The sequence below is a fragment of the Bacillus sp. NPDC077411 genome (assembly GCF_044543425.1).
Lineage (GTDB): Bacteria > Bacillota > Bacilli > Bacillales > Bacillaceae_G > Bacillus_A > Bacillus_A bruguierae.
Genome location: NZ_JBITWA010000011.1, coordinates 136,906 through 158,691, shown reverse-complemented (window position 1 = coordinate 158,691; position 21,786 = coordinate 136,906). Strand labels below are relative to the sequence as shown.

Annotated in this window: 22 protein-coding genes; 5 read left to right on the top strand and 17 right to left on the bottom strand. The window is 39.1% G+C overall.

The features are described 5' to 3' along the window. The coding region (locus ACIGHG_RS15550) for a hypothetical protein (RefSeq protein ID WP_396549276.1) at window positions 1–184 on the top strand (184 nt) is incomplete at its 5' end. A 179-nt stretch (window positions 185–363) separates the two neighbouring features. On the opposite strand, the gene ACIGHG_RS15545 is transcribed toward ACIGHG_RS15550, so the two are convergent. The 6 genes from ACIGHG_RS15545 to ACIGHG_RS15520 form a co-directional block, all read right to left on the bottom strand. Beyond that, the gene (locus tag ACIGHG_RS15545) at window positions 364–1,977 is read right to left on the bottom strand and encodes an APC family permease (protein ID WP_396549274.1); all 1,614 of its coding nucleotides are present in this window, start codon (window positions 1,975–1,977) and stop codon (window positions 364–366) included. A 570-nt stretch (window positions 1,978–2,547) separates the two neighbouring features. Further along, on the bottom strand, window positions 2,548–4,032 hold the full coding sequence (locus ACIGHG_RS15540) for an aldehyde dehydrogenase family protein (RefSeq protein WP_336470941.1): 1,485 nt from the start codon (window positions 4,030–4,032) through the stop codon (window positions 2,548–2,550). Window positions 4,033–4,164: 132 nt separating this feature from the next. Beyond that, on the bottom strand, window positions 4,165–5,061 hold the full coding sequence (dapA, locus tag ACIGHG_RS15535; protein WP_396549272.1) for a 4-hydroxy-tetrahydrodipicolinate synthase: 897 nt from the start codon (window positions 5,059–5,061) through the stop codon (window positions 4,165–4,167). A 270-nt stretch (window positions 5,062–5,331) separates the two neighbouring features. Further along, window positions 5,332–6,279 (bottom strand): proline racemase family protein, encoded by a 948-nt coding sequence (locus ACIGHG_RS15530; RefSeq protein ID WP_396549270.1) that lies wholly within the window; start codon window positions 6,277–6,279, stop codon window positions 5,332–5,334. Continuing rightward, window positions 6,276–7,313 (bottom strand): proline racemase family protein, encoded by a 1,038-nt coding sequence (locus ACIGHG_RS15525; RefSeq protein WP_396549269.1) that lies wholly within the window; start codon window positions 7,311–7,313, stop codon window positions 6,276–6,278. Before ACIGHG_RS15525 ends, ACIGHG_RS15530 begins: the two co-directional genes overlap by 4 nt. After that, window positions 7,310–8,485: an NAD(P)/FAD-dependent oxidoreductase gene (locus ACIGHG_RS15520; RefSeq protein ID WP_396549267.1), complete on the bottom strand. Its 1,176-nt coding sequence runs from the start codon at window positions 8,483–8,485 to the stop codon at window positions 7,310–7,312. The genes ACIGHG_RS15525 and ACIGHG_RS15520 overlap by 4 nt, the downstream gene beginning before the upstream one ends. 206 nt (window positions 8,486–8,691) lie before the next feature. Here ACIGHG_RS15520 and ACIGHG_RS15515 point away from each other — a divergent pair, with 206 nt between their 5' ends. The 4 genes from ACIGHG_RS15515 to ACIGHG_RS15500 all read left to right on the top strand — a co-directional run bounded on the left by ACIGHG_RS15515 (window position 8,692) and on the right by ACIGHG_RS15500 (window position 12,271). Further along, window positions 8,692–10,365, top strand: coding sequence for a sigma-54 interaction domain-containing protein (locus ACIGHG_RS15515; protein ID WP_396549284.1), 1,674 nt, complete (start codon window positions 8,692–8,694; stop codon window positions 10,363–10,365). Window positions 10,366–10,437: 72 nt separating this feature from the next. Continuing rightward, the gene (locus ACIGHG_RS15510; protein WP_090919944.1) at window positions 10,438–10,710 is read left to right on the top strand and encodes a (2Fe-2S)-binding protein; all 273 of its coding nucleotides are present in this window, start codon (window positions 10,438–10,440) and stop codon (window positions 10,708–10,710) included. Further along, complete coding sequence (locus ACIGHG_RS15505) at window positions 10,707–11,039, top strand: (2Fe-2S)-binding protein (RefSeq protein ID WP_090919941.1); 333 nt, start codon at window positions 10,707–10,709, stop codon at window positions 11,037–11,039. Before ACIGHG_RS15510 ends, ACIGHG_RS15505 begins: the two co-directional genes overlap by 4 nt. Beyond that, on the top strand, window positions 11,036–12,271 hold the full coding sequence (locus ACIGHG_RS15500) for an NAD(P)/FAD-dependent oxidoreductase (RefSeq protein WP_396549265.1): 1,236 nt from the start codon (window positions 11,036–11,038) through the stop codon (window positions 12,269–12,271). The genes ACIGHG_RS15505 and ACIGHG_RS15500 overlap by 4 nt, the downstream gene beginning before the upstream one ends. Window positions 12,272–12,318: 47 nt before the next feature. Here the strand turns inward: ACIGHG_RS15500 and ACIGHG_RS15495 are convergent, their stop codons facing one another. The 11 genes from ACIGHG_RS15495 to ACIGHG_RS15445 form a co-directional block, all read right to left on the bottom strand. Then, the gene (locus ACIGHG_RS15495; protein WP_396549263.1) at window positions 12,319–12,894 is read right to left on the bottom strand and encodes a histidine phosphatase family protein; all 576 of its coding nucleotides are present in this window, start codon (window positions 12,892–12,894) and stop codon (window positions 12,319–12,321) included. 30 nt (window positions 12,895–12,924) lie between these two features. After that, window positions 12,925–13,104, bottom strand: a complete 180-nt coding sequence (locus tag ACIGHG_RS15490; RefSeq protein ID WP_336470934.1) for a hypothetical protein — start codon at window positions 13,102–13,104, stop codon at window positions 12,925–12,927. Between the two features lie 54 nt (window positions 13,105–13,158). Next, window positions 13,159–13,380 carry a hypothetical protein gene (locus ACIGHG_RS15485; protein WP_396549261.1) on the bottom strand — a complete coding sequence of 74 codons (222 nt, stop codon included), beginning with the start codon at window positions 13,378–13,380 and terminating at the stop codon, window positions 13,159–13,161. 28 nt (window positions 13,381–13,408) lie between these two features. Beyond that, window positions 13,409–13,597: a hypothetical protein gene (locus ACIGHG_RS15480; RefSeq protein WP_396549260.1), complete on the bottom strand. Its 189-nt coding sequence runs from the start codon at window positions 13,595–13,597 to the stop codon at window positions 13,409–13,411. Between the two features lie 196 nt (window positions 13,598–13,793). Then, window positions 13,794–14,204 (bottom strand): PH domain-containing protein, encoded by a 411-nt coding sequence (locus ACIGHG_RS15475; RefSeq protein WP_396549258.1) that lies wholly within the window; start codon window positions 14,202–14,204, stop codon window positions 13,794–13,796. A gap of 64 nt (window positions 14,205–14,268) precedes the next feature. After that, complete coding sequence (locus tag ACIGHG_RS15470) at window positions 14,269–14,823, bottom strand: GNAT family N-acetyltransferase (RefSeq protein ID WP_396549256.1); 555 nt, start codon at window positions 14,821–14,823, stop codon at window positions 14,269–14,271. Window positions 14,824–14,895: 72 nt separating this feature from the next. After that, a complete protein-coding gene (locus ACIGHG_RS15465) occupies window positions 14,896–15,795 on the bottom strand; it encodes a DMT family transporter (RefSeq protein WP_396549283.1) in 900 nt (299 codons plus the stop codon). Further along, the gene (locus ACIGHG_RS15460; protein ID WP_396549281.1) at window positions 15,785–16,198 is read right to left on the bottom strand and encodes a MerR family transcriptional regulator; all 414 of its coding nucleotides are present in this window, start codon (window positions 16,196–16,198) and stop codon (window positions 15,785–15,787) included. Before ACIGHG_RS15460 ends, ACIGHG_RS15465 begins: the two co-directional genes overlap by 11 nt. A gap of 359 nt (window positions 16,199–16,557) precedes the next feature. Beyond that, entirely contained in the window at window positions 16,558–17,871 is a 1,314-nt protein-coding gene (gene murC, locus ACIGHG_RS15455) for a UDP-N-acetylmuramate--L-alanine ligase (RefSeq protein WP_336470930.1), read from the bottom strand. A 316-nt stretch (window positions 17,872–18,187) separates the two neighbouring features. Next, window positions 18,188–19,309, bottom strand: coding sequence for a nicotinate phosphoribosyltransferase (locus ACIGHG_RS15450; protein ID WP_090920548.1), 1,122 nt, complete (start codon window positions 19,307–19,309; stop codon window positions 18,188–18,190). Between the two features lie 61 nt (window positions 19,310–19,370). Next, a partial coding sequence (locus ACIGHG_RS15445) for a DNA translocase FtsK (protein WP_396549253.1) occupies window positions 19,371–21,786 on the bottom strand: 2,416 nt, incomplete at its 5' end.

Sequence of the window (21,786 nt, the reverse complement as noted above, 5' to 3'; positions counted from 1 at the left end):
TGTTGTTCCAGAAAAGAGTGCGATTGTTGAACATGAAGTAAAAGGGCTATACATATTAGACATGACTAATATGTATAGCCCTTTATTTTTTATGACTTTTTACAATTTAGGTCTTGATAAAACCATTGCTTCTTCCTTTTCTTTGTTTTTATTTTTCGAACTAGAACCTCATAAACCCATTTGATTTATCAACATCCAAGTCATTGTTATACTGAAAAGAAATGATCTGCACTCTCCCTCTGTTTAACCCTAGCATGTGGCAGAAAAAGGCCCTGATCGTTGCTATGCATGGCCAGATGCTCTCGCCAACCTAAAGAGAAAAAGGTTTTTAGATCGTTTTTTCAATTTGTTCTTATACAAATATCATTTACTAACCGGCGCATTCTCTACCTGTACATAATCAGAGCTCTCCACTTCATCTTCATCATCCAAATCGACAACTGGTAAAGCCGTATGAATCGCCCAGTAATAGCTAACCAAAGAAACAATACTAACAGCTAGCAAATCTGTTGAATAGGTTAAATACCCCTTTCCCCCGCCAAACATACCGAAGTACGACACTACCATTATGGCAATGTAGTAAAAAACGAGCCATAACGATGATTTGATTTGCTGGGCAAAAGATACTTGTGAAGTTGGTGCCCATTTTTTGCAACATAGATAGATGACAAACATGATAACTTGTGAAGATAATAACCAAGAAAGTGTTTGCCAACCAGACCAGTACACGATTAATGAGGCAATGATAAATGAAAGAGGCCCAATGATTGACATTCCTTTTACTAAAAATGGACGATTTAGTTCAGGAGCCCGTTTTCTAAGCGCCGCCGTTGTAATCGGCGCGAGAGCATAACTTAATACAAGCGCTGCAGAAACAACATTAATTAATGCTTCCCATGAAGGAAATGGCAATGTCCAGAAAACAGAAAGGACAAATGTAAGCCAAAGTGCAGGTCTTGGTATCCCTGATTTGGCATCAACTTTAGAAAATACTTTAAATAAAGTTCCGCTTTGAGCCCAGCCATATACAACGCGAGGAGTAGCAGACATATAAATATTTCCCGTTCCGCTCGGTGATATAATGGCATCGGAAACGATAAAATAGACCATCCAACTCAGTCCTAAGAGAACAGAAATATCTTTAAATGGTAAACTAAATTCTTTACTAATTCCTGCCCAGCCTTGGCTAAGCATTTCAATTGGAATGCTGCCAATAAAAGCAACTTGCAAAAGAACGTAAATAATTGTTGAAGAGATCACAGACAAAAGAAGAGCAATCGGTATTGTTTTTTGCGGTTTTTTCACTTCACTTGCAACTGATACAATAGGTGTCAGTCCTAAATAAGCAAAAATAACACCGCCTGCAGAAATAGCTGCTTGTACACCAGAAAATCCAAACGGTGCGAAACCAGCACTTGAAAAATTATCGCCATGTAAATATATTAACAATACAATAATTGTTAATGCTGGTACAAAAAATTTAAAGATGGTTATGATTAAATTCGATTTCGCAAATGTTTTTACACTCCAATAATTTAATAAAAAGAAAATGACGAGCAGTCCAAATTGCATAAACCAGCCGCTTACAGTCGGCAAAGTAGAATTTTCTTGAGTCAGACTTGGCCACCAAGCTGCAGCATATTGCCTAGCCGCTTCTACTTCAATTGCAATTAAACTTGAAAATGCAATAAGAGTAATGAATCCTAATAAATATCCGAGTATCGGACCATGAGAATATGCAGGATAACGAACAATTCCTCCAGCTCGCGGAAGTGATGCCCCAAGTTCACAATATACAAGTCCTAATAACAAAATAGCGATTCCACCAATGACCCATGAAATAATTCCAGCCGGACCTGCTATTCCTGCAACATGGCTAGCAGCAAACAACCAGCCTGATCCAAACATAGAGCCAAAACCGATAAAGGCTAAATCCAGTAGTGATATTTCTCTTTTAAACTTGCCTTTGTTAGACATACCCTAACCTCTCCTCTCTTGTGTCATTTTCTTAATTTTCAGTATTTTAAAGAGAGACTATTGCCATTATTTCATAATTTTCTAGAAGGACAATATAAATTCCCCTTAACGTTTAGTAGATAGAATACCCTCTAAATATATAAATGTATTTTAATTTTCTCAACATATAAATCACTGCTATGCAGAACACAACATGCCCGCTACTCGCTTTCTCCCTTTGTTTTAAATTTCGCATGTGGCAGGAAAAAGGACCTGACCGCTTCTACGCGCGGCCAGATACTCTCTTCCACATGACAAAGAAAGATTTTTTTCAGTTTTTCAATTAGCATCTACAGATAAATGCATTTTAATTTTATTCGACATATAAGCCACCGCTATGCAGAATAAAACATGCCCGCTACTTGCTTTCTCCCTTTGTTTTAAATTTTGCATGTGGCAGGAAAAGGACCTGACCGCTTCTATGCATGGCCAGATGCTCTTGCCCACCTAAAAAGAAAGGTTTTTTTATGTCTATTTTCAATTTTTATCCCGCATTAACGGGCAGTAAGCCCCACTGATGGAAGTTTCACTTTATTTCAAGTTCACCCAAATGCTCTTTACTTCTGTATAGTTGTCGAGTGCATAAGATCCCATTTCGCGGCCAATACCTGATTGTTTATAGCCACCGAACGGCGCTGCAGCGTCTTCTAAGTTGTAGTCATTAATCCATACTGTGCCAGCTTTTAAGCGATTCGCCACTTGATGTGCAGTTTTAATATTTTCTGTCCATACACCTGCAGCGAGTCCAAATGGAGTGTTATTCGCTCTTTCAATCACTTCTTCAACCGTATCGAATGGCAGAACTGCGACTACTGGACCAAATATTTCTTCTTTTGCGATTGTCATCTCATCTGTAACATCAGCAAAAATAGTTGGCTGAACGAAGTATCCTTTTTCAAACACTTTCTCACCACCAGCTGCAATTCTTGCCCCTTCTTCTTTTCCTTTTTCGATATAACGTAACACACGCTCTTGTTGCTTTTTCGAAACAAGCGGTCCCATTTCAGTACCTTTTTCCATTCCTGCACCAAGTTTTACATTGTTCGCGCGTTTCGCTAATTCTTCCACCACTGTTTCGTAATGTTTTCTATGAACGAACACGCGAGATCCTGCACTGCAGTTTTGACCATGGTTGTACATAATACCGTTAAAAGCACCAGTAATTGCCTCACCTATATTTGCATCTTCTAAAATAATATTTGGTGATTTTCCTCCAAGCTCTAATGTCACATGTTTGATCGTTTCAGCTGCTTGGCGCATAATATACTTGCCAGTATCAGTCGAACCTGTAAAAGCCACTTTTTCAATATCATGATGATTGACAATCGCTGCTCCTGCTGTTTGACCAAATCCAGGGACGAAATTCACGACGCCATCTGGGAAGCCAGCTTCTTTAAAAAGCTGTGCTGTATATAATAGAGATAACGGCGTTTGCTCAGCAGGTTTTAAGACGATTGTACATCCTGTCGCAAGTGCTGCTCCCATTTTCCACGCAGCCATCACTAACGGATAGTTCCATGGAATAATTTGGCCGACAACACCAATCGGTTCATGACGTGTATAGTTTAAATAGTCCTTTGAGATCGGGGTTGTTTGACCAAGTATTTTCGTTGCCCAGCCAGCGTAATAACGGTAATGCTCTACCGTTGCCGGAATATCATCCTCTAGCGCTACTTGATATGGTTTTCCATTATCCAGCGCTTCCAATTGAGCTAGTTCTTCTTTATGTTCGTCAATTAAATCAGCCAGCTTGTAAATTAAATGCGCTCTTTCAGCCGCACTAAGTTCAGGCCACGGCCCTTTTTCAAATGCCCGGCGTGCAGCCTTTACCGCTAAATCAACATCATCTTCCCCGGCTTCACTTACGAAAGCAAGTACTTCTTCTGTTGCCGGATTATAAGTTTCAAACTTTTTGCCGCTTAGAGCTGATACAAATTTCCCATCGATAAAGAGCTCAATATTTCCTTCTAAAAAAGCTTTCACCCTCGGCTTTAATTCTATCTGTGCAGTTAACATATTCCTCTCCCCTTTACATTTTATATCCCGCTATTTACGGTCAGTAAAACCCTACCAAATCCTAAGAAGGTCGATTCGTTCAACTAACTATCAGCAGGGGGGAAGAACCCCCTTACTGATGGATTTTTCATTTTACACACGTGAAGCAGCCGTTAAACTTGATAAAATATCCTTAAGTTTTTGATCTTCCTCAGGTGTCAATCCTAAACGAGGATAACGAGAGGGTCCTCCTGCCTGCCCATTTAATTCCATCGAACGTTTCACAATTTGCACGTATTTTCCTGACCCCTCAAGGAATGTACAAAGCGGTAAAATACGATCATTGATTTCCCAAGCTTCTTTTAACTCACCCTTTTGGAAATGATTAAACATTTGCGTAACAAGCTTTGGCACAATATTCCCTGCAACAGAAATCCAGCCCGTTGCCCCGACTAAATAAGACTCCATAACTAAATCTTCTGAACCGCAGAAAATTTCAATATCCCCTTTGCCTTGTCTAACAAGGTCTCTTGCTTTGCGGATATCTCCACTTGATTCTTTAATGTGAGTAACCCTTTCACATTCTTTTCCGATTTTCAGCATCAACTCTGTACTCATATCAACGCCAGATGTAAACGGATTGTTGTACAACATAATCGGTACATTCACTGCATTTGATACTTTTTTAAAGTGGAAATAAATCTCTTCTTCTTTCGGTTTGCAGTAATAAGAATTAATAATGAGTGCACAATCTGCACCATGTGCCTCCGCCTGTTTCGTATATTCAATCGTTTCTTTTGTTGTTTCAGCTGCTGTGCCTACAATAACCGGAATGCGGCCGTTTACTTCTTTCAATACAGTTTCAACCATTTGGAACTTTTCTTCTTTTGATAAACTTACAAACTCTCCAGTACTTCCGTTAATCACAATACCTGCAACGCCTTGCTCTACGAAGTAGTTCACATTATTTTTCACACCGCCCCAATCAATCTCCTGCGCCTCATTCATTGGAGTAATTAACACTGGATAAGCTCCTCTAATTGTTGTCATTTCTATTTCCCCCTTAATATTTTTTTACTATATAAATCCATTTTGATTGTTCAACATACAAGCCGCAGTTGTGCAAAACAAAGCATGACGGCTACTTGCTTTCTCTCTTTGTTTTAAACCTTGCATGTGGCAGAAACAGGCCCTGACCGCTGCTATGCATGGCCAGATGCTCTCACCTCCCCTAAAAAAAGGGGGGCAATTTGTATTTATATAGACAATCGTTTTTATTAATCTATAAATCTCGTATAGAGGTACATTGTTACATTTCCATTATTTTAGTAAAAAGCCAGCAGGTAACGGGTCTGTCGGATCTAATACAAACATCTGCATTCCAGTAATAAAACCGCGGCTTTTTAAAGTGAATTTGTATCCATTCTCTGTTTGTTTGGCTACTTGTACGGTCAAAGTGCTACCGAAAATACTTTCATTTACAAATGGCGGTTCCATATCCAATCTCCCTTTAGCAAGTAAACTTGTATAACACGCCTTTGTCGATTCAAAGCCGGGAGAGCGAACGATATACTGGTCTTCACGAAACGTGATTGTTTTAATTCGGCCCTCTTTTAAATGTGAATCATCCATTAAAATGATACCTCTTACTGGAAATTTCGACTCAAGAGCCTGATGCATCGTTTGTCCCCATCTCTTCAATTCAGACAGTTCCTCAACACAAATTTCTGCGGCAATATCACCTTTCTCAAACACTGCATATAATTGATCGGCTTGCACGAGGGAGAACTGTGTATTGATATTCGAATGAGAAATGTTTGTTTCTACTACTTGACACGGTTCACTTTCTATCATCACCGAAACTACTTCATCATTCTCCATCATAGCGGTAACTGAAATCACACCTCTGAGCGTTTCGATTTTATATTCATTTGATGCTCTCGGCTGTAGATGACCGCATTCCAGTAAAGTTGTAATTACAGCAACAATGCCGCCGTAATGAATTGGAACCGTTCCTTCATGATTTAAAAATAATACTGCGGCATCTACTTGTTCGTTAATCGTCGGAACAACAAGACAACCATTCAACCCAGCAAACCCGCGCGGTTCGTTTAATAAAAGGTAGATGTCATCTGCAAATACATGCATAAACTGCTCATTTAACTGCTCCAAATTTTGATAATGAATGAATGGCACATCTTTAATAACACGAAATGCTTCCCCAGCTACGTGCACATCTGTCGTTGAATACGTCTTCTGAATTTTCATTTCACGTCCTCCATTTCATGTTCCATTGGCGGAATGAGCAGAAAGCCTTCTTTAAGTGGATCTTCCTCATTGTAGAAGAATCGGTGCATCCCCATTAACCAAGCGGATCCTGTAATTTGAGTTACAACAGCCTCAACCCCTTCCACATCTGTCGTTTCCAATACGCGTCCTCTAAATAAAGAACCGACAATGCTTTCATGCACAAATTCTTCGTCAATTGAAATTTCTTGATTCGCATATAGGACAGCTAATTTCGCAGAGGTACCCGTTCCACATGGAGAACGATCGATTCCTCCTGGAGGAACAATCACTGTGTTTTTCACATCTGCTTCCTCATGAGTTGGTTCAGTAAAAAACTCAACATGAGTTAACCCTTTAATAAACGCATATTGCGGATGAACGATTTCAACTTTTTCATTAATGATGTTTCTAATGTTAATTGCTGTTTCAATTATGTGAGAAGCATTCTCTGGAATTAACTCCAATCCAACCGATTTCGCATCAATGATTGCGTAAAAATTCCCTCCGTAGGCAATATCGGCATCTATACGCCCAATTCCCTCAACATCAACGGAAATGCTTTTTAAAAGAAACGCTGGGATATTACAAAAAGACACTTCTTTTGCTTTTCCATTTTCTATTGAAATATCCACTTCGACGAGTCCAGCAGGCGTATCCAACTTTAAGGAAGTAACAGGCTCTTGAATGGGAATTAACCCAGACTCAACTAGAGCCGTACACACACCAATCGTGTCATGTCCACACATCGGTAAATATCCACCCGTCTCTATGTAAATCACGCCAATATCAGCCTCTGGATGGCAAGGATCCGTTAATAAAGCACCAGACATAACATCATGACCGCGTGGTTCATTCATTAACAATTTACGAATCCAATCATATTCCTTTTTCATATGGAGCATTTTTTCTGACATTGTTTCTCCAACTAATTTTGGAAGCCCGCTAATTAGTGTTCTCGTTGGATTCCCGCCTGTATGTGTATCAATTGTTGTAAAGACTCTTTGTGCCCTCATCTACTCAACATCCTTTCTGTAAATCGGTTAAAGCTAAGCGGATCAACGGGAATAGACGTTTCTTTTTCGTTAATGAGTTCTTCTACTATTTTCCCTGTTACTGCTGCGAGGCTAATGCCGTCCCCTTCATGTCCCGCCGCAATATAATAATTTGGAATTGTATCCACGCGTGAAACGATTGGCAAATGATCTTCCGTCCATGGACGTAATCCTGCATACGAACGAATTACCATCATATCCGCCATTTTCGGATAAAACCGGATTGCTCGGTTAGCGATACATTTAATGACTTCATTGTTTACTGCCGTATGAAAGCCAACAAATTCTCTGCTGCTTCCAATTAAAAAGTTTTGACTTTCCGTTGGTTCAAAGACAAGAGCGACTCCGTATTTTTCAGTTAGTGGATCAACAACGCGCTTTCCACCAAACTTAGAAATTAGGTAGCCAAACTCCATTACTTTTCGAGATCCTACATGCTGCTGCCTCGAAGCAACGATAATATGCCCTTTTCTCGGTTCAATCGGTATGGAAAGATCAAGCATCTTGCCTATTCTAGGTGCCCATACTCCAGCCGCATTGACGACATGATCCGCAGTAAAAATTCCATTTGTCGTTTCTACAACAAATGAACCACTTTCTTCTTTTTTCATTTGTTTCACTTCTGTATGTTTGAAAGCTTTGGCCCCTAGTTTTTTTGCTTCTTCCAGAAGTGAAAAAGCTAGGAGATAAGGGTTGACCGTGGAATCAGTGGCACATTCTAGCCCCCCTAATAAATCATCTGCAAAAAAGGGAGACTCATGCCGAATATCCTGCCGGTCCAGCATTCGAAATGGTAAACCAGCGGCTTTTTGACGATCTACCCATTTTTGTGCCGCTTCCATCTCCTCATCTGTTTCACAAACAAGAATACTTCCCGGAGCACGATATTCAAATGAATGCTCTAACTCTTTACTTAATTCATCCACTAAATTTTGACTAAACAACGACATCTGACTATCGAAACCTGGATCTTTATCAATCGCCAAAATATTGCCGTCACATCGTGAAGACGTGCCACTAACAAATTCTCCTTTTTCAATTATCGTTACGTCTCTTCCGTATTTAGATACATAATAAGCAATCGAACAGCCAATAATTCCTCCGCCAATGACTAACACGTCACAATGTTTCACATGGCATTCCTCCTCTCGATGAAATGGCCTCATTACCTAAAATGCAATTCGTGTGCCAATTAATGTGAAACTTGCAAAATGGATCATTATTTCTTTCCTTGCTGATGAAAACCTTACCTTATTACAAAATATTTTAAATTTTTTGTAAATAAGTGTATAATTCCCTTTACAGTGTTAATATTTTTTTACAGTGCGGAAGGGGGATCATTATGTTTTCATTGCCGTCAATAAAGGAAATAATAAAACAACTTCTAATAGATACACCGTTCGATACACAGCAGATCGAACAGAAAAACGGGGGATTTTATTATCGTTCAACACCAAAAGCGCCTGAACTTCCATGCAAGGTCGTATACGAGGACGATTCATTATTCACCTTACTTCAGGCATTTCGTCATCATTCCACAGCTATTATTCTTGATACAAGCAAAAATCCATTAGGATGTATCACAGCAGCACAAATCATTCATTTTCTTCATAACTCTTACAATCAATTAAAGGCATTTTATGAAACCGTCATTCAAACGACGGATTCTTCCGTCACGGTCATTGATGATAAGGAGCGTGTTCGTACATGGACAGAAGGAGCTGAAAAAATATTCTCAGTCAAACGGCAAGATATAATTGGCCGACCAATTACCGATTTCTTTGACTATAAAAATCTAGAAATCTTACAATCTCTACATAAAGGGAAAAGGATTGTAGGACAGCACCATCAGCCTCAGTCTGATTTATTTGTCTTAATTAACTCTAACCCCGTTTATTTTAACGATCAGATTATCGGTGCAGTCGTTTCTGAAACGGATATTACAAATCAAGTTGTACTGAATGAAAAATTATTTAATATGTCCAATGAAGTACACCGTTTAGAACAAGAAGTAGCAAAATACAAGGATTCATCTGATCCCTTTTATTCCATTAAAGGAAAAAGTGCCGCTCTGCAAAGAACAGTGGATTTAGCTAGAAGAGTATGTTCTGTGAAATCCACTGTTCTTATATTGGGCGAAAGCGGTGTCGGAAAAGAGGTGTTTGCCAAAGCAATCCATGAAGCGAGCGAGGAACCGAAAGCACCTTTTATTTCGATTAACTGCGGTGCGATACCAGCATCTTTATTTGAAAGTGAGTTATTCGGATATGAACGGGGCGCCTTCTCCGGTGCTGACAGTAAAGGAAAAAAAGGAAAAATAGAACTAGCAAAAGGAGGGACATTATTTCTTGATGAAATAGGTGAAATACCGCTCGAAATGCAAGTAAAGCTTCTACGCGTGCTGCAGGAGCGGAAATATTACCGGGTCGGCGGAGAAAAAGAAATCAACATCGATTTCCGTATCATCGCTGCCACAAATCGTGATTTACAAGAATTAATGAAACAAGGACTGTTCCGTGAAGATTTATATTACCGGCTAAATGTAGTTAGTTTGCATATCCCTCCTTTAAGAGAGCGGCAAGAAGATATTATTGAATTAACTCATTATTTTTTACATGATTTTTCTTTGAGTTATCAGCGGCCAATTCATGAATTCCCGCCAGAAGTCATGCATGAACTGCTTTGTTATAATTGGCCCGGTAATATTCGCGAACTGCGTAATAGCATAGAGCGGCTTATCGTATTTGCAACAGATGGTGTAATAAAAAGAGAGTATTTACCCTTCCATACAAAAAGTATTAGATTTGAAGACACACTAAAGACTGCATCTCATATACTTCTAGAAAATGATTGCACCATCTTACCATTGCAAGAAGAAATGAATCAGCACGAGAAAAAAGTAATTGAAAGAGCGTTACATCTATTAGATGGAAATAAATTAGAGTGTGCAAAACAGCTTGGTATCACAAGAGCCACTTTATATAATCGATTAAAGCGGCTTGGCTTAAATTAACCCTCTTCCTCCTCTAGATTGGCACATTTTTTGCATAGTATTTTTATGAACGACAATGGAGGAGGAATTCAAATGGGGAACAAAGATAGCATTGTAATTTGCCGGTGTGAAGAAGTTACTTACGGACAACTTCGTAAAACAGCAAATCAACATCAATGCACAGCAAGAGAATTAAAATTAAGAACACGAGCAGGAATGGGCTTTTGCGGCGGCCGTACGTGCCGCCTAACATTAGATAGCATTATCGAAAGCGTCATCCCAAATGTGTCACCTAGTGAAATTCCGTTAAAATACCAGCCCCCAGTTCGGCCGGTGACATTTGGAACAGTAGGTGAAAAACAATGACTAGAATTATGAATCATCCCATTTTAGGGAATTTAGATGATAGAGAACGTATTTCTTTTCAATTTGATGGAGTTGAATACGAAGCGTATGAAAATGAAACAATTGCCGCTGCTCTATTAGCAAATGAAGTAAGAACACTACGCGTTCACGAAGATAGCGGGACACCTAGAGGAATTTATTGCAACATCGGCCACTGCTTAGAGTGCCGTGTAACTGTCAATCAGCAACCAAATGTAAGAGCTTGCTTAACAGTCGCCCAGCAAGATATGGTCGTTGAAAGCGGGAAACAGCATCCGAATATTGTAAGAAGGATGGTGGAAAAGCGATGATTGATGTAATTGTAATTGGAGCAGGTCCAGCCGGATTAGCAGGAGCTATTACTGCGGCGGAATTTGGTCTCAAAGTGACCGTTATTGATGAATTTATAAAGCCAGGCGGCAGATTACTCGGACAACTTCATCAAGAGCCTTCTGGTGAGTGGTGGAATGGAATTGAAGAATCGAAACGCCTTTATCAAAAAGCACAGCAGTTAGCGGTCGATATTCGTTGCGGCGTATCCGTTTATAACTTAACCAAAGAAGACAACCTATGGAATGTGCATACAAGTGTGGGTACGTTAGAAGCACCATTTGTATTAGTAGCTACCGGGGCAGCGGAGTACCCTATCCCGCTGCCGGGCTGGACCCTTCCTGGTGTCATGTCAATCGGCGCGGCGCAAGTCATGACAAATGTGCACCGCGTCCAAGTCGGCCAAAAAGGAATCATTATCGGAGCGAATATTTTATCATTTGCGATTTTAAATGAATTACAGTTAGCTGGCATAACAGTTGATCGCATTGTCCTTCCGGAAAAAAGTGCCCTTAGTAAACAAGCTGGCGACCCTGAAGCGGTCATGAAATCACTCTTACATGCATCACATCTCGCTCCATCGCCGCTGCTGCGCATCGGGAGTCGTTTCATGAAAAGTGACTGGATGAGAAAAATCGGCTTAAACTTTTATCCGAAAAACGGCATGAAAGTAAATGGTACGCCTCTCCAGCTTCGGAAAGCAGCACTTGAAATTATCGGTAAGGATCAAGTGGAAGGGGTACGTATCGCTGATATTGATGCAAATGGCAATATTATTCGGGGATCTGAAGCAATTTACAATGCGGATTTCGTCTGTATTGCAGGCGGCCTATATCCGCTAGCAGAGCTTGCTGCTGTTGCCGGATGCCCGTTTCAATACATTCCTGAACTTGGCGGCCACGTACCTCATCATTCAGAAGCGATGGAAACCCCTCTTGATGGGCTATTTGTCGCTGGTAATATTACTGGCATCGAAAGCGGAAAAATTGCCATGGCCCAAGGGACAACGGCTGGATTATCTATCGCTAAACATGCCGGAAAAGGACTCGGCACAATCGATCAGAAACTACAACAAGCAATGCAAAATGTCTGGACAATTCGCAAACAGGCTGCAATCCAATTCAATCCTGAGATTGATAGTGGCAGAAGCAAAATGAACGAACTTTGGGAACGTCTCTATTCAAATAACAAGGCCTCTAAAAAAATTGTATAACTCTATTTGGAAAAAGGACATGGATAGAGGAGGGCGCTTGCCCTCCTCTATCTTAAATGTACGGTGCAATTATATAATTCTAAATCCCAACCATTCTCTAATTGAATAAGTTTCGTTAAGGACGTATTTTTCGGGGATTCTAACATATGTAATTGAGGTACCAATTTCTTTAGAAGATGTTTAATAAATGCACCATGACTAACAATTAATATATTCTTGTTATCATGTTTATATGCAATCTCTTCAATGACCGAAAGACCTCTCGCTATAACACTATCAGTACCCTCAATCCCTAAATCCAGCTCTCTCCAATTCTTTCCCCATTTTAAAATTCTCTCTTCCTCCGTTGTCCCTTCAATTTGCCCTCCGCCTGCTTCACGAAGTCTAGCTTCCAAATAAAGAGGGATATTCGAAATTTCCCCTCCAATAATCTCAGCAGTTTGCTTTGCTCTTAATAGATCACTAGAATATATGAAATCCCAATTCTCCTTACGCAAACGCTCTGCTAGTTTATATGCATCTGCTATTCCAGCTTGATCAAGGGAAATATCTGAACTCCCCTGTGCTCTTCCTTCTTTATTCCACGGTGTACTCCCGTGACGAATGATTCCTATTCTAGTCATGTGAAAACCTCCAAATTATGAAAAATGAACTTAGTTCGAAGTATTATTCCTCTTTCTAAGCTCATCTCGTATATCTTTTAAATACTCATTTCGTTCTCTCATTCTCTTTAATACAGTTAACATAACACATACTACAAAGGCTGCTGCTGCGACATAGAAAACAAGTCCTAATATTGAAAAAATACTATATAAGGCCGTCCCAGATTCCATATCTCTGTCCCCCTATTTTAAGTAGATGGAGTAACCCATACTTCATACATCAATTTATCCCCGCCAAACTGTATCCGTATGAACATGAAATCGTTGAACACTTGCCAAACGAAAAGCCAAAACATAGGCAACTTTCTCGTCTGGAGTTGTATATCCATCAAAAACTCCCGCATACATATCGTTACTGATAGAGCCTCTCCACTCTTCAGCCTCCCATAGCGTGTCAAAAACCATGTAATCTTGCCGACAATCCGGTTTATGCCAACGAATGCTCATAGAGACCCCTCCGATGAATACTGATATTTTATTGCTTAAAATATTTCTTCCCTTTACTTTTCTCATATCGATAATGAAAATAATAGAGAAGTACGATTGCTAAAATCCCTACTCCAATCGACATGTATAAAGGCCATTCCCAGCGGACATAGCCCCTCACACAAATCATGAGCACCGTTAACATTTCAAAGCAAAATAATACTTTTATATTTTTCATCGGCTACTCCTTATGTATAATTCCATTTTGATTTTTCAACATATAAGTTGCTGTTATTTAAAACAAAAAATGATTTGCACTCGTTTTCTCTCTTTGTTTTATCGTCGTACATGGCAGAAAAAGGCCCTGACCGCTTCCATACATGCCCAGATGTTCTCGCCCACCTAAAAGAAAGGGGTTTAAGGGGTTTATTTACTTAGTTTTCTATTCTCACATAAGGACTTCCTTGCAAAAGCAGCTCCATAAATTTTTCTTTCTCTTTTGGCATTGTAATCATATGTACTTCAAAATTATTGCCGTACGTAATTTCTAAATTTCTCTTACTTCTTCCAACAAACCGGATTGCTCGAATACTTACAAGCGGAATTTTCTTCTTTGTTAACCAATGCCCTGTTACGAGCTCATCATTAACGATTTTATGTTGAAACACAAATATTTCAGAAATAGAAATAATCTCGACAGCTAGAAATAATATTCCTACCACAAGTCCTGCTAGCCATCCCTTTTCATTCAGCGTGAATGATATAATAGGGGAGATTACGACAAGTAGCAGCATAATAACAGTAAACAGTATCATAATTGGATTCTTTTTCACGTGAAATTCCATTTCCATCACCTCTTATCCATATTATACTATTTATTGTTAGTAAATTCAGAAAAAAAGAAGCGCCCTAATATACGCTTCTTTCCTTCCATTCTCTCGCTAACATACTATACACCGCAATGTCGTGAAAATGATCATATAACCATTCGCCATCACGCATAATTCCATCTAAGTGAAAACCAAGTCGTTCTGGAATTGCACGGCTCTTTACATTTTCTGCTCCGCAGTGAATTTCAACTTTATTTAATTGTAATTCTTCAAAAGCATAACGAAGTACAATCTCTACACTTCGCGTCATAATACCTTTTCCACTTGCTTCTTCCGCAAGATAATACCCAAGACTTGCCGCTTTCTTTCCCCAATTCACCGGATGCATACCAACCATCCCAACGAGTTTTCCTTTATACCGTATACCTGTTTGAAAACCATTTCCATCTGCGAATTGATGCAACCACATTGGAAAGATTTCATTGTATACTTCAGCTGTTTTCGTACGATCGACCCACGGAAGCCATTCTCGTAAATATTCTCGGTTGCTGTCCACTAATTTGTACAGCCCATCTTTATGATGTTTTTCTAACAATTGTAGTTCGATTTCTTCATCGACTCTTAGTGTAAACATTTCTAAATCCCCTTTTTATTTTCTTATTATTCTAACACTTTAATTTGTAAATTGTTAATAAAAATTACAGATTTATACTACTTTTTTAACACGTAATGTAAAAAATCCCGATGAAAGAAGAACACCGCTAATTACCAAAATCATTCCGAGTACTTGTGCCGAAGTTATATTTACACCATTTAGAAAAGAAATAATCATCGTTACAACTGGAACTAAGTTAAAGAACAATGATGTTTTTGCGGCCCCAATTTGAGCCACCCCGTTATTCCACCATAAATAGCCGAATACACTTGTTCCAATAGCCATAAATAAGATGGAAAGCCAGGCGAATAGAGGAATATCCATAATAGGCACTATATTTTTCTGTAAAGAAGAAACGCAGAGAAAAGCAATTGCTCCGACAATCATCGTATATGTCGTTGTGTGCATAGGACTTCCACTTTTAATAAGCTTTCTACTTAATACACTATATAATCCCCAGCAAACATTACCCAATAAAATAAACAAATCTCCTATGGAAAAAGATAAATTCTGTATAACAGAGAATGACCCTTGTGTAATAACAAGTATTACACCAATAAATCCAAATGCCATTCCGATTACTTGCCTTCTCACTATTTTTTCTTGTAAAATCAGCCTCGCTAATATTGTCGTAACAAGTGGATTCGTAGCCATAATGAGTGAGCCATTTATAGCCTCTGTACTTTTCATTCCTAAAAAGAAACAGAAATTAAACCCAAATACACCAACTATCCCAAGTAACATGTAGTAACCAATATTCTGTTTACACTCTTCCAACTTCAAATTTTTCCTGATAACTAAAATACTTAACATAACAAACGCCGCTATGCCGAAACGCCACGCAGCAATGTGAGCAGTTGAAAAATATTGTACTGCATATTTGGAAACGTTAAATGTTCCACCAGTAAATAATGCAAATCCAAGCAACTGTAAATACACTTTATTTTTCATCATCGTCCTCCAAGTGCTTTTCTCCTAAAAAATCATGATAAATCTCTAATTTTTGTTCTGTAAGTTGAATTACCCGTTCTAATTGTTTCTTTTGAACTTCTATCTTTTTTAAATGACCTTTTAAAATGGAAATGCGCTTTTTTATTTTCGAAGGTACGTCTTCTTTTCTTTGCTTAATTTCTTCTAAAATACAACCGTCACTTGCAAACTCTGCAATTTCCTCTAATGACATTCCCGTTTGTTTTAAAGAATATAGAAATTGTAAAAACTGCACATCTCCATCTGTATATTGACGAATACCGCGATTTCGTTTTGGCGGCGACACTAATCCTAACTTTTCATAATAACGAAGTGTATGAATGCTCATTCCTGTTAACTCTGCGACTTTGCCAATTGTATACATCATATCTCCCCCTTAATTTCCACAATTTCATCTTACAACCTAGAGTTAACTCTAGGTCAATAATAAAAAAGGTTGTCTAAAAAATTCATTTTTAGAACAACCTTTTTTATTATTCATATGTGAGCTCAATAAGTACATGCACCTATCAAAACTATAATAACTGTTTAAAAGCGAAGTCAATTTTCAAATTAACTAGCCTTTGCTGCACATTTCTTCCCTTCCACTTTTCTTACTGCGCAACCTAATTTTATAAAACTATTCCCTCATCTACAAATCACGTATTACGCAAAATACATATAAAGATTTTTATTTTTCACATACAAAAAAGACGTGCATCTCTACACGTCTTTTTCATTTTCTTATTTCTTCTCCGCTACTTGCACTTCTTTTACGTAAGCAGCTTCAAACTTTTGAATATCACCAGCGCCCATAAAAATAAGTACGCCGTTTTTATGTTTCTTTAATACTTCTGTCGTCATAACTGTAACCAGCTCTGCACCATCAATGCGTTGCTGCAAGTCTTGAATTGTTAATTCTCCTCTATTTTCACGCGCAGAACCGAAAATATCACATAAATATACTTGATCTGCCTTACGTAAGCTTTCTGCAAATTCATCTAAGAATTTTTGTGTTCTAGAGAATGTATGTGGCTGAAATACTGCTACGATTTCACGTTCTGGATGTTTTTGACGAGCTGCTTCAATTGTCACGGTAATTTCTGTTGGGTGATGTGCGTAATCGTCAATAATTACTTGCTCACCTACTACCTTTTCGTTGAAACGACGCTTTACGCCGCCAAATGTTGTTAACTGCTGTTTCACAACTTCGACATCAATGTTTTCATAATGACAAAGAGCAATAACTGCTAATGCATTTAGTACGCTATGATTGCCGTAACCTGTAATGTCAAACGTCCCATAATACGTATTACGAACAAAGACATCAAATCCAGTGCCATCTGTTCGTTTTTGAATGTTACGTGCCTGGAAATCATTATCTTCGCCAAATCCATAGAAAATAACTGGTACTTTCGCATGAATCTTTTGAAGTTCTTCATCATCACCGCACGCAATAATCCCTTTCTTCACTTGCAGCGCCATCTCTTGAAACGCACTAAATACATCATTAATGTCCGCAAAGTAATCTGGGTGATCAAAATCAATATTTGTCATAATTGCGTAATCTGGATGATATGACAAGAAATGACGGCGATATTCACACGCTTCAAATACAAAATACTTACTATCCTCTACTCCCATTCCTGTTCCATCACCAATTAAACAAGATGTAGGGCTCGCTCCTTGCATCACGTGAGATAACAATCCTGTCGTTGATGTTTTTCCGTGAGCACCAGTTACAGCAATGCTCGTATACTTGCTCATAAAATCACCTAAAAAGTGATGGTAGCGATAAATAGGCAAGTTTAGTTCTTTTGCAGCTTCAATTTCCTCATGCGTATCTGGAAATGCATTTCCTGCAATAATCACTTGTCCTTCTTCAATATTCTTCTTATCAAAAGGTAGGATAGAAATCCCACGATTTTCCAACGCTGTTTGCGTAAAAAAACGTTTGTCTACATCAGAACCTTGAACAGTGTGCTTCATATCATGTAAAATTTGCGCTAAAGCACTCATCCCTGTCCCTTTAATTCCTACAAAATGGTAAACTGTCATCTTAAAGAACCTCCAACATTTCGAACTATTCCAACGGTCTATCTATAAGACAGTATATGATTTTCTTCTTATTTTGGTAATCATCACGGATTTCTTATAATCACGTCCAAGCTTCCGTATAAGTCCATAACAAACTTATTATAGCAAAAAACAATCCGTTATACTATGATAACAGAAAAACTGATAGGGTCAATTCCCTACCAGTTTTTCCGTTTATTCTACTGTTTAAAATTAGTTATTTCCCGCCTTAACATTCAGAGAGAAATAAAGAAGATTGGCGGAGGTGAAGAATCCCCGCGCTGATGGGAATTTCACTTTATTCCGCGTCTCCTCTTGCTTGTAATTGAACTCGTTCTAAACGCGGATTTGGACGATATTTACGTCCTGCTTTTGCTTCTGGTTTTCCGTTTAATTCTACGTTATCACCTGTGAAGCCAATGTTCATTTTTAATAAACTGCTGCCGACACCATAAATATCAACAGGAACATTTTGTGCTTCAAACTCACGAATTCGTTTTTCATCAAAGCCGCCGCTTACTACGATATTCACGTGCTGGAATCCTTCGTCATCTAATGCTTTGCGAAGTGCAAAAATAAGAGATGGATTCACACCGCGCGGGTCAAATGTGCCAAGTACTTCTGGGTGACGAATGAAGTATTGATCAATCATCGTGCGAGATGTATCTACACGTACTCCCTTTAGTTCTGATCCGAACTCACGAGCAACACGAAGTGCATCTGTAATTACATCGTTATTGTAATCGATTAGTACGACTAGCTCATCTTCTGGAAACTTTTTATGATATGCTTTTGCCGCTTCTACAACATCACCATTAAACATTTGAATTAAAGCGTGAGGCATTGTTCCCATTCCGCTTCTGCCCCACCATTCATTCATTGCATGCGTTGCTTGTGCGCTCATGCCGCCGATATAAGCAGCATAACCATCGCCCGCTTGTTGCGTATAATGATCATCACGGTCGCCCATGAAAATAACAGGCTTCTCTTTCTGAACGCTGCGCGCAGCTTGTACAACGTTATATACATTTGTTGCCACAGAAGTGCGGCGTCCTAAAATACCATCAATGACACCTTCTAAATAGCCGAAATACTCATACGGTCCGCGAATCGTTAATACCGTTTCAAACGGACTTACTTTATCTCCATCTTTTAAAGAGTGAATTTCAAGCTCTTCAGGATGCTCCGCAAATGTTTGTAATAAAGCAAGCACTTCATCTGTTCCACATAATACAGCATGTTCCTTTTGGAAAAATTGCATTGTCACAACGCTTCCAGCTCGAAATTCTTTAATAATATCACGAGTTTTTAAGAAATAAACCGCTGAAAACCATCCTTCGCCAACGCGCTCATCAAACTTGAACGTCTTATTTGTCAGTCGCTTTATTTCACCTTGTAATTTTAGTTCGATTTCTTTCATGTCGCTATACTCCCTACTTTACTATCCAACGTTTTCTCTTAGTATACAGCAAAACCTTTTCTTATACATGTATATCCTGCATCGCAGCAAATTCATCTTCTGTAATGAGGACATCTCTTGGTTTTGTTCCGCGTGCTTCAGAAATAATCCCTTGCGCTTCCATTTCTTCAATAAGACGAGCGGCACGGTTATAACCAATACGGAATCTTCTCTGCACAGAAGACGTGGACGCTCCCCCTTGTTCCACAACAAATTGACATGCCTCAAAAAACAGCTCATCCTCAGACTCTTGTTGTTCTGTTTTTGCCAATAAGTCTTCTTGCTGGAATAAATAATTTGGCTTCATTTGACGTTTCGCATGCGCAACAGACTTTTCAATTTCCTCATCTGAAACGTATACCCCCTGCACACGAACCGGTTTTGACGTTCCATTATCTAAAAACAACATATCGCCGCGTCCAAGTAATTTCTCAGCTCCGCCAATATCAATTATTGTACGAGAGTCTACTTGCGATGACACTGTAAAAGCAATTCGCGTTGGAATATTTGATTTAATTAATCCTGTAATTACATCTACAGATGGACGCTGCGTCGCTACTAATAAATGAATTCCACAAGCTCTTGCTTTTTGAGCAATGCGGCAAATCGCTTCTTCTACATCCCCTGGTGCAACCATCATTAAATCAGCTAACTCATCAATCACAATGACGATATACGGCAACGTTTCCCCTGGAATTTCTTGTTCATTCATAATTGTATTGTAACGTGGTAAATCACGCGCACCTGCATGCGCAAACAATTCATAACGGCGTTCCATTTCATCTACTGCCCACTTTAAGGCTGCCGTTGCTGCTTTTACATCCGTAATAACCGGTGTAACAAGGTGCGGTACAGAATTATACGGTGCAAGTTCCACCATCTTCGGATCAATTAACATCAGCTTTACTTCATGTGGCTTCGCCTTATATAAAATACTTGTTAAAATTGCATTAATACATACGCTTTTTCCTGATCCTGTCGACCCAGCAATTAAACCGTGCGGCATTTTTCGAATATCCGTAACAATCGGTGTTCCTGAAATATCAAGACCAAGTGCGACTGTAAGTGGTGATTCACTTTTCGTAAAGACTGGACTTCGTAAAATTTCTCGAAGGAATACGGCTTTACTTTCTTTATTTGGCACTTCAATTCCAACCGCATTTTTACCCGGAATTGGCGCTTCAATTCGAATATCACGAGCAGCTAAGTTCAGTTTAATATCATCACTTAAGTTCGTAATTTTATTTACTTTTACACCAGGCTCTGGCTGCACTTCAAACCGAGTAACAGCTGGCCCTTGCGTCACATTCACAACTTTTGCACCAATATGGAAATTATGGAATGTCGTATTTAACAACTCTTTTTGTTCCTCTAACCATTCAGCGGCATTTGTCGCCGGGTGACTTGGAACATTTAAAAGTGTTAATGGCGGAAACTCGTATGTTGGCGGCGCTTGTAAAACATTACGAACATCTTGCGCTGTTTCTGCAACAACTCGGTGCGTCATTTCTTCTTGCACTGGCTGCTTTTCTACTGGTGGCTCAATATTTTGTTTTTGCTCAATCACTTGTTGCGTATGAGCGGGTTGCGCCGCCATTGCTACACGACGTTTTTCTTCTAACATACGTTTATCTTGTTTCAACATCACCACATTAAACGGAACGAAACGCTTTTTCTCACGTTTTGGTTCTTCAATCACCTTTTGTTTTTGCTCCATTTTCACTTCCGGTTGTTTCCTAGCTACATCTTGCGTTTCTTCTATTCGTACATTTGCAAAGCTTTGTACAGCTTGCTGTGTTTGCTCATCAGCTTGAACAAATTCTGCCGTTTGTTCTTGAGTGAAACCTTCTGCTTCTGGTACTTCATCAAACTCTTTGGCAACCGCTTCTTCTGTTTCCACGGATACTTCAGCTTCAAATGTTTCTTCTTTCGCAGTAAATTCTTCTATCTCTGAAAATTCCTCTGCTACAGATGTTTCCTCTTGAATAACAGATTCTTCTACGATTAAAATTTCTTCTTGCATATCAGAGTCTTCCATTGCTGAAGATGTTTCTACCACTAGCTCAAAATCTTTATCTTCTATAGCGGATTCTTCTATCTCCGCTGATTCCTCTGCTTCCACTGGCGCTTCTTCCATAACCGGTTCTTCTGTTATGAAAGATACTTCACTCATTACTTCTTCCAGTAATTCCTCTTCAGTTGACTCTTCTATCTCCGCTGATTCCTCTACTTCCACTGGCGCTTCTTCCATAACTGGTTCTTCTGTTATGAGAGATACTTCACTCATTACTTCTCCCAGTAATTCTTCTTCAGTTGACTCTTCTATCTCCGCTGATTCCTCTGCTTCCACTGGCGCTTCTTCCATAACTGGTTCTTCTGTTATGAGAGATACTTCACTCATTACTTCTCCCAGTAATTCCTCTTCAGTTGGCCCTTCC

Coding starts and splice junctions, on each gene's coding strand:
- ACIGHG_RS15525 (WP_396549269.1), bottom strand. CDS start 7,313: ATGAGGGCACAAAGAGTCTTTACAACAATTGATACACATACAGGCGGG.
- ACIGHG_RS15480 (WP_396549260.1), bottom strand. CDS start 13,597: ATGAAAAATATAAAAGTATTATTTTGCTTTGAAATGTTAACGGTGCTC.
- ACIGHG_RS15495 (WP_396549263.1), bottom strand. CDS start 12,894: ATGACTAGAATAGGAATCATTCGTCACGGGAGTACACCGTGGAATAAA.
- ACIGHG_RS15500 (WP_396549265.1), top strand. CDS start 11,036: ATGATTGATGTAATTGTAATTGGAGCAGGTCCAGCCGGATTAGCAGGA.
- ACIGHG_RS15530 (WP_396549270.1), bottom strand. CDS start 6,279: ATGAAAATTCAGAAGACGTATTCAACGACAGATGTGCACGTAGCTGGG.
- ACIGHG_RS15460 (WP_396549281.1), bottom strand. CDS start 16,198: ATGTATACAATTGGCAAAGTCGCAGAGTTAACAGGAATGAGCATTCAT.
- ACIGHG_RS15490 (WP_336470934.1), bottom strand. CDS start 13,104: ATGGAATCTGGGACGGCCTTATATAGTATTTTTTCAATATTAGGACTT.
- ACIGHG_RS15510 (WP_090919944.1), top strand. CDS start 10,438: ATGGGGAACAAAGATAGCATTGTAATTTGCCGGTGTGAAGAAGTTACT.
- ACIGHG_RS15485 (WP_396549261.1), bottom strand. CDS start 13,380: ATGAGCATTCGTTGGCATAAACCGGATTGTCGGCAAGATTACATGGTT.
- ACIGHG_RS15545 (WP_396549274.1), bottom strand. CDS start 1,977: ATGTCTAACAAAGGCAAGTTTAAAAGAGAAATATCACTACTGGATTTA.
- dapA (WP_396549272.1), bottom strand. CDS start 5,061: ATGACAACAATTAGAGGAGCTTATCCAGTGTTAATTACTCCAATGAAT.
- ACIGHG_RS15505 (WP_090919941.1), top strand. CDS start 10,707: ATGACTAGAATTATGAATCATCCCATTTTAGGGAATTTAGATGATAGA.
- ACIGHG_RS15475 (WP_396549258.1), bottom strand. CDS start 14,204: ATGGAATTTCACGTGAAAAAGAATCCAATTATGATACTGTTTACTGTT.
- ACIGHG_RS15540 (WP_336470941.1), bottom strand. CDS start 4,032: ATGTTAACTGCACAGATAGAATTAAAGCCGAGGGTGAAAGCTTTTTTA.
- murC (WP_336470930.1), bottom strand. CDS start 17,871: ATGACAGTTTACCATTTTGTAGGAATTAAAGGGACAGGGATGAGTGCT.
- ACIGHG_RS15465 (WP_396549283.1), bottom strand. CDS start 15,795: ATGAAAAATAAAGTGTATTTACAGTTGCTTGGATTTGCATTATTTACT.
- ACIGHG_RS15470 (WP_396549256.1), bottom strand. CDS start 14,823: ATGTTTACACTAAGAGTCGATGAAGAAATCGAACTACAATTGTTAGAA.
- ACIGHG_RS15450 (WP_090920548.1), bottom strand. CDS start 19,309: ATGAAAGAAATCGAACTAAAATTACAAGGTGAAATAAAGCGACTGACA.